The sequence below is a fragment of the Mycobacterium sp. NPDC003449 genome (assembly GCF_053588415.1).
In genome coordinates this window covers 21,926-28,350 of the sequence record NZ_JBSFPX010000088.1, presented here as the reverse complement: position 1 = coordinate 28,350, position 6,425 = coordinate 21,926, and the positions used below count along the sequence as shown (strand labels likewise).

Annotated in this window: 10 protein-coding genes and 1 pseudogene; 2 read left to right on the top strand and 9 right to left on the bottom strand. The window is 69.3% G+C overall.

Annotated elements, in window-relative coordinates; genetic code table 11:
- From ACWDTP_RS21500 to ACWDTP_RS21485, 4 genes and pseudogenes are all read right to left on the bottom strand, one after another.
- Positions 1-400, bottom strand: a pseudogene (locus tag ACWDTP_RS21500) (intein-containing recombinase RecA); the annotation flags it as partial.
- A gap of 165 nt (positions 401-565) precedes the next feature.
- Complete coding sequence (locus tag ACWDTP_RS21495) at positions 566-769, bottom strand: hypothetical protein (RefSeq protein WP_450023435.1); 204 nt, start codon at positions 767-769, stop codon at positions 566-568.
- Positions 770-814: 45 nt separating this feature from the next.
- Positions 815-1,009, bottom strand: coding sequence for a DUF3046 domain-containing protein (locus tag ACWDTP_RS21490; protein WP_450023431.1), 195 nt, complete (start codon positions 1,007-1,009; stop codon positions 815-817).
- A gap of 9 nt (positions 1,010-1,018) precedes the next feature.
- Positions 1,019-2,191 (bottom strand): glycosyltransferase, encoded by a 1,173-nt coding sequence (locus ACWDTP_RS21485; RefSeq protein ID WP_450023429.1) that lies wholly within the window; start codon positions 2,189-2,191, stop codon positions 1,019-1,021.
- A 41-nt stretch (positions 2,192-2,232) separates the two neighbouring features.
- On the opposite strand from ACWDTP_RS21485, the gene ACWDTP_RS21480 reads away from it, so the two are divergent.
- The gene (locus tag ACWDTP_RS21480; RefSeq protein ID WP_450023427.1) at positions 2,233-2,667 is read left to right on the top strand and encodes a limonene-1,2-epoxide hydrolase family protein; all 435 of its coding nucleotides are present in this window, start codon (positions 2,233-2,235) and stop codon (positions 2,665-2,667) included.
- 6 nt (positions 2,668-2,673) lie between these two features.
- Positions 2,674-3,087, top strand: a complete 414-nt coding sequence (locus ACWDTP_RS21475) for a DUF5313 domain-containing protein (RefSeq protein ID WP_450023425.1) — start codon at positions 2,674-2,676, stop codon at positions 3,085-3,087.
- 2 nt (positions 3,088-3,089) lie between these two features.
- Here the strand turns inward: ACWDTP_RS21475 and pspM are convergent, their stop codons facing one another.
- From pspM to pgsA, 5 genes are all read right to left on the bottom strand, one after another.
- On the bottom strand, positions 3,090-3,920 hold the full coding sequence (gene pspM / locus ACWDTP_RS21470; protein ID WP_450023423.1) for a phage shock envelope stress response protein PspM: 831 nt from the start codon (positions 3,918-3,920) through the stop codon (positions 3,090-3,092).
- A 20-nt stretch (positions 3,921-3,940) separates the two neighbouring features.
- Entirely contained in the window at positions 3,941-4,756 is an 816-nt protein-coding gene (gene pspA, locus ACWDTP_RS21465; protein WP_450023421.1) for a phage shock protein PspA, read from the bottom strand.
- Between the two features lie 155 nt (positions 4,757-4,911).
- Positions 4,912-5,244: a transcriptional regulator ClgR gene (gene clgR / locus ACWDTP_RS21460; RefSeq protein ID WP_450023419.1), complete on the bottom strand. Its 333-nt coding sequence runs from the start codon at positions 5,242-5,244 to the stop codon at positions 4,912-4,914.
- 83 nt (positions 5,245-5,327) lie between these two features.
- Positions 5,328-5,816: a CinA family protein gene (locus tag ACWDTP_RS21455; protein ID WP_450023417.1), complete on the bottom strand. Its 489-nt coding sequence runs from the start codon at positions 5,814-5,816 to the stop codon at positions 5,328-5,330.
- Positions 5,794-6,399: a CDP-diacylglycerol--glycerol-3-phosphate 3-phosphatidyltransferase gene (gene pgsA / locus ACWDTP_RS21450; RefSeq protein ID WP_450023415.1), complete on the bottom strand. Its 606-nt coding sequence runs from the start codon at positions 6,397-6,399 to the stop codon at positions 5,794-5,796. The genes ACWDTP_RS21455 and pgsA overlap by 23 nt, the downstream gene beginning before the upstream one ends.
- Positions 6,400-6,425 lie beyond the last annotated feature (26 nt).

Below are 6,425 nucleotides of genomic sequence, written 5' to 3'. Positions count from 1 at the left end.
GCATGTCGGCGATCTCCAGCGCCTGCTCACCGGTGTCGGGCTGGGACACCAGCAGCGAGTCGGTGTCCACGCCGAGCTTCTTGGCGTACTCGGGGTCCAGCGCGTGCTCGGCGTCGATGAACGCCGCGATGCCGCCCGAGGCCTGGGCGTTGGCCACCGCGTGCAGCGCGACCGTCGTCTTACCCGAAGATTCCGGGCCGTAGATCTCGACGACGCGGCCGCGCGGCAGACCGCCGATGCCGAGTGCCACGTCCAGGGCGATCGAACCGGTGGGGATCACCGATATCGGCTGCCGCACCTCGTCGCCGAGGCGCATCACCGAGCCTTTACCGAAACTCTTGTCGATCTGGGCCATCGCCAGTTCGAGTGCTTTGTCGCGATCCGGGGCCTGTGGCGCCATGAGTGTCTCCGTCCTCGTGATGTTCGTGATCGGTCTCGATCAGTTGGCCGTGACGCTAGAGGTAGCCACCGACAAGTCGGCTTGACCAGCATCTAGCCGTCGAACACCGCCCACACTAGACGAACATCTGTTCGACTCAAGTTGACACGCCGTGTCGGTTCGAGGTCAGCGGCGCCACTTGGGGAAGTCGTCGAGGTCGCGGAACGTCATGACGAAACCGAACGCGCCGACGGCGATGGCCAGGAAGTAGCCGACCGCCGCGGGCCAGCCGCCCAGGGTCGACGCGACCAGCCAGCACAGCAGGACGGCGGCGATGACCAGCAGAACCCCGTAGAACGGAGTGCGCTGCGGATGGTCACCCAAACCCATGACGGCGGTGTACCCGCCGCGACGGTCCGCCACACCCGAACCGGCTCACCACTGATCGCGCGGGACGTCGAAATCCGAGCACAGCGCCCGCCACACCTCGCGCGGGTCCACACCGTCCTCCACGGCCTGGGCGGCCGTGCGTCCGCCCATACCGCTCAGCACATGGTCGACCAGCAGTGAGTGGCCCCGCACCGTGCCGAATTGCCCGTCCACGAGTTCATGGAATTCCGTCAACCGCACGGCCCCAACCTACCCAGTGATCGACAGGGCGTCATGGCACACCCGTACCGGATCTGCCACATCGGCCACCGACGCACCGGCCCGTTCGGCCGCCTCCCGGTAGCCGGGCGAACCGAGCACCGTGCCGACCGCCGAGGTCAGCGCGGCCGCCGTCAGCGGCCGCACCAGCTGCGCGCTACCTTGCCGCACAACACGATTGGCGATCTCCCACTGGTCTCCCCCGCCGGGCACCACCACCATCGGGACACCGGCCAGCAAGGTCTTGGACACCATGCCGTGCCCGCCGCCGCAGATCACCAGGTCCGCATGCGACAACAGCTCGTCCTGCCGTCCCAGGCCCACCGTCGCCCACGGCGGGATATCGGCGTCGGGCCCGGACAGCCGCGACACCACCAGCCGCGCGCCCTCGGGCAGTGTCCGCCCCGGCCGCAGCGACTCCAAGGCCAACTCGGCCATCCCCCGCGTACCGGTCACCGCCGTGGACGGCGCGACCACGACCACCGGGCCGGAGCCTGCCGGCACCGTCAGCACCGCCGAGGTGGGCTCGAAGTGCAGCGGGCCGACCAGCACCGCCTCGTCCGGCCAGTCCGGGCGGGCCACCTCGAGGGCCGGCAGGGTCGCGATGAGCCGCCGCAACGGCCCCGGGTCGACGGCGGGCAGTCCGATCTCGACCCGCACCGCGGCACGCTGGGCCAGGCCGGCCCGCCAGGACCGTGCGGTCAGCGCCCGCATCACGCCGTCGCGGAGCCTGCCGCGCAGGCCGACACCGGGAGCCAGGCCGCTGCCCACCGGGGGCAGGCCCTTCGACGGCAGGTACAGCGGGTGCGGATTGAGTTCTGTCCAGGGCAGTCCGAGCAGTTCGGCGGCCAGGCCTCCGCACGCGGTGATGACATCGGAGACCACCAGATCGGGGGCCAGGTCGCGCAGGCGCGCAACGTTGAGCACCGCCATCCGCGCCGCGCGCCGGTGAATCTTGGCCCCGGCATCGGCGTCGTCATCGGTGTCGGTGGGATCGAGGCCGTCGAGTTCGACCGCGTCGATCCCGGCGGCCCTGGCGGTGGGCAGCCATTGCACCCCGGTCAGCAACGTGGGGGCGTCCCCGGCGGCCAGGAATCGCCGGCACAGCGCCAGGGCGGGGAAGGCATGGCCGGGATCGGGTCCGGCGACCACAGCGACGCGCACCGGCTTACCCTGCCACAGCCCGGACAAACTAGGCTTCGGACATGGCTGACCAATCATCCGCCGCGGTGCAGAGCCCGACCGCCACGGTCGAGACGTTCCTGCACGCGCTGCAGGACCAGGATTTCGACACTGCCGAGAACGCTCTCGCCCAGAACCTCGTCTACCAGAATGTCGGGCTGCCGACCATCTACGGCCGCGCCCGCACGATGAAGCTGTTCCGCTCGATGCAGGGCCGGACGGGCTTCGAGGTCAAGATCCACCGCAGCGCCGCCGAAGGCGCGTCGGTGCTGACCGAACGCACCGACGCACTGAGCTTCGGCCCGTTGCGGCTCCAGTTCTGGGTGTGCGGGGTTTTCGAGGTGCACGACGGTCGAATCACGCTGTGGCGCGACTACTTCGACTTCCTCGACATGTTCAAGGCGACGGTCCGGGGCCTGGCGGGCGTGGTGGTCCCGTCGCTGCGCGCGACGCTGTAGCCGACCATGAGCCCGACTGAGCGCACCAAGCCGAACCCGATCCAGTTCGTTCGTTACTGCCTGGGCCGGCGGCTGCCGGACTCGATGCTGGACTGGGTTCGCGAAGATCTGACCGGTAAGGGCGCCACCCGCCGGATGATGCTGCGGGTGCTGGTGCCCGCGGTCCTGATCCTGGCGCCGTTCTGGTTGATCCCGACGACACTTGACGTGCACCTGAGCATGACGGTGCCGATCCTCATCCCGTTCATCTATTTCTCGCATGCGCTGAACAAGATCTGGCGCCGGCACATGTGCCGGGTGCACGGGCTGGACCCGAGCCTGGTCGACAAGCTCAAGCGGGAGAAGGACGCCCACATCCACCAGGCCTACATCGAGAAGTACGGCCCGCGCTCGGGCCCGCCCAGCAGCAGCGCCGTCTGACCTCAGGCCCGGTGCAGCCGGCCCAGTTCGTCGAAGGCCTGCGCCCAGCCGGTCAGGCGGTCGGTGGCGCCGGTCAGCTCCGAACGGTACCGCTGCTGCGACAGCGGCGGTACCGCCATCGGGCCGCTGTTCGCCGCCGAGACCAGTTGGGCTGCCGCAGTGACCATTTCGTTGTACTGCCGGACCCCCTGGCCCAGCTGCGTGGTGAAGGCGTTGATCGTGGGCACCAGGTGTTGCCGCGACTGGGGTGCGTTGCTGATGGCCCGCTCCATCGACACCACCTCGTTGGCGGTCCCCGCCATGGTGCGTGCGGTCTGGTTGGCCACCTCGGTGAGTTCGCGCAGTTCGTCGGCGGGCAGCATCCGGCCCCGCTCCATCACCCCCAGCAGGGAGAACATGCCCCGCTCGGAGGCCAGCAACGCCGCCATCGGCTGACGCGCGGCCGAACCCCACGGCGGCAGCCTGCGCCCGACGGCGGGACGTTCGGCGGGCAACGGCGTGGACCGCAGCCACCGGTAGCGCAACCACAGCAGCGTGGCGGGCATCGCCGCGGCCGCCGCGATCGCGCCGGTGATGATCAGCACCCACACCGGGGTGCTCCAGGAGGCGAGCAGGCCCGTGACCAGCACCCAGAATCCGCAGGACAGCGTGAAGAACACGCCGAGCCGCAGTGCCCACCGCCGCTTCCGCAGCAGTTTGGCGCGCGGATCGGCGGCCGCGTTGAGCTTGTCGGCCACCGCACCGGACAACTCGGCGGCGGTGTCGATGCCGCGCTGCACACCCAGCTGCACCAGCGACCGCCAGGCGCCTGGTCGACCGGTCTTGGTAGTCATGGTCTAGAACACTCGAAACGTTATTGGCCGAGCGGGTTCTCGGGAGTGGCCGGGGTCTGGTTGGGGGCGGGAGTGGCCGGGGTCGCGGGCGTGGTGCCGCCGCTGGGCAGCGATTCCCCGTGCATCGAGGCACGGATCTGCTCCAACCGGGAGTGGCCGGCCATCTCCACGCTGGCCTGCTGGATCTCCACCATCCGGCCCTGCACCGAGTTCTGCGCCAGCTCGGCCTGGCCGATCGCATTGGCGTAGCGGCGCTCGATCTTGTCGCGGACCTCGTCGAGGCTCGGCGTGCTGCCCGGCGCGGCGACCTCGCTCATCGACCGCAGCGAGGCGCTGACCTGTTCCTGCATCTTGGCCTGCTCGAGCTGGGACAGCAGCTTGGTGCGCTCGGCGATCTTCTGCTGCAGCATCATGGCGTTCTGTTCGACGGCCTTCTTGGCCTGTCCGGCGGCCTGCAGGGCCTGGTCGTGCAGCCCCTTGAGATCCTCAACGCTCTGTTCGGCGGTCACCAGCTGCGCGGCGAAGGCCTCGGCGGCGTTGTTGTACTCGGTGGCCTTGGCGGCGTCACCCGCCGCGGTGGCCTGATCGGCCAGGGTCAGCGCCTGCCGGACGTTGACCTGGAGCTTCTCGATGTCGGCCAGTTGACGGTTGAGGCGCATCTCCAGCTGACGCTGGTTACCGATCACCTGGGCGGCCTGCTGGGTCAGCGCCTGGTGCTGGCGCTGGGCGTCCTCGATGGCCTGCTGAATCTGCACCTTCGGGTCGGCGTACTCGTCGACCTTGGAGCTGAACAGCGCCATCAGGTACTTCCACGCCTTGGTGAACGGATTGGCCATGAGTTCGTTCCGCCTTCTTGGTTTCGGCTCTGGGCTCAGGTGTTCTGGTGTGAGGGTGTGCTGATCTCAAACCTATCGGTTTCGGGCATGGCTACACAGTCCCGCGGGGTGATCAGCGGTACGTGTTGTGTCCATGACCGCGCCGAAACGGCCGGTCAGGCCACCGCCATCGAAACGGCCTGCGGAATGACCACCTTGGTCGCGGCGTCGATGCGGGCGATGCGGGTGTCCGCGGCGGATGCGGCGGTCAGTTCACGCTCGGCCATGCTCTCTCCGGCGTCGGTCAGCACGCGCGAGAGCGGCACGTCGAGCGCATCGCAGATCGCACCGAGGAGTTCGCTGGAGGCCTCCTTGCGGCCACGCTCGACCTCGGACAGGTAGCCGAGGCTGACCCGGGCCGCGTCCGACACCTGTCGCAGGGTGCGCCCCTGCTCGGTGCGGGCGTTACGCAGCACGTCGCCAATCACCTCGCGCAGCAATGCCGTCATGTTGCCCTCCTTCGGCGGCCGTCGGCGGATTCGCTACATTCCAAACGCCGACACCCACCGCGAAGGTTCCCGGACCGGGAAAGTCACTGGTGACCGACGAGTGCCCGGAGCGCGACGATCGCCTCGTTGACCGCGGCCACCCGGATCTCCCACCGCGTACCGGACAGCGACAACTCGACCACCTGGGTGTCGACCGGCCCGGCCAGACCGAGGAACACCGTTCCCACCGGATGCCCGTCGTGCGGCTCGGGGCCCGCCACACCGGTCAGCGCGACACCCCAGGTCGCGGCGCATCGCTGGCGGGCACCGACGGCCAGGGCGCGCGCCGTCGGACCGGCGACCGGGCCGACCGCGTCGAGCACCTGCGGTGCGACGCCGGCCAGCCAGATCTTGGTGTCCTCGGTGTAGGTGATCAGCCCACCGTGCAGCACCGCGCTGGCACCCGGTACGCCGGCCAGGGTCGCCGCGAGCAGGCCCGCCGTCAGCGACTCGGCGGTCGCCACGCTCTGGCCGCGCACCGTCAGATCGGCGACCAGCGCCCGTGCCTCGTCAGTTACCAGCGGGTCGTCCACGTGAATCCCTGATCGCCGAAATCACATAATCCGCACCGGTGAGCACCGTGAGCACCACGGCCGCCCACATGATCACCCAGGCCACGGTCAGCCAGCTGCCGGGCCAGGAATGCAACGGCAGCACGAACAGACCGATCGCGACCGCCTGCACGAGGGTCTTGAGCTTGCCGCCGCGGCTGGCCGGGATGACACCGTGACGCAGCACCGCGAGCCGGAGCACTGTGATTCCGATCTCACGCACCAGGATCACCGCGGTGATCCACCAGGGCAGGTCGCCGAGGACCGACAACCCGATCAGGGCCGCGCCGATGAGTGCCTTGTCGGCGATCGGGTCGGCCAGCGTGCCGAATTCGGTGACCATGCCGTAGCTGCGGGCCAGCGCCCCGTCGAACCGGTCGGTGATGACCGCCACCGCGAACACCGCGAAAGCCGCCACCCGCCAACCGGTTTCGTGCCCGTCCCCGACGAACAGCAGCACCAGGAACACCGGCACAAGGATCAGACGCACACCCGTGAGGAAGTTGGCGAGGTTGGCCACGCGCGCACGCGGGACCACCGGATCGGTAGAAGGCTGCCCCGGCACTGCAACAGAATATCGGTTGCCGAAAC

What these genes read in the sequence shown, in the direction of transcription:
- ACWDTP_RS21495 (WP_450023435.1), bottom strand. Translation starts at nt 769, where the DNA reads ATGGGTTTGGGTGACCATCCGCAGCGCACTCCGTTCTACGGGGTTCTG.
- ACWDTP_RS21480 (WP_450023427.1), top strand. Translation starts at nt 2,233, where the DNA reads ATGGCTGACCAATCATCCGCCGCGGTGCAGAGCCCGACCGCCACGGTC.
- ACWDTP_RS21475 (WP_450023425.1), top strand. Translation starts at nt 2,674, where the DNA reads ATGAGCCCGACTGAGCGCACCAAGCCGAACCCGATCCAGTTCGTTCGT.
- pspM (WP_450023423.1), bottom strand. Translation starts at nt 3,920, where the DNA reads ATGACTACCAAGACCGGTCGACCAGGCGCCTGGCGGTCGCTGGTGCAG.
- pspA (WP_450023421.1), bottom strand. Translation starts at nt 4,756, where the DNA reads ATGGCCAATCCGTTCACCAAGGCGTGGAAGTACCTGATGGCGCTGTTC.
- clgR (WP_450023419.1), bottom strand. Translation starts at nt 5,244, where the DNA reads ATGACGGCATTGCTGCGCGAGGTGATTGGCGACGTGCTGCGTAACGCC.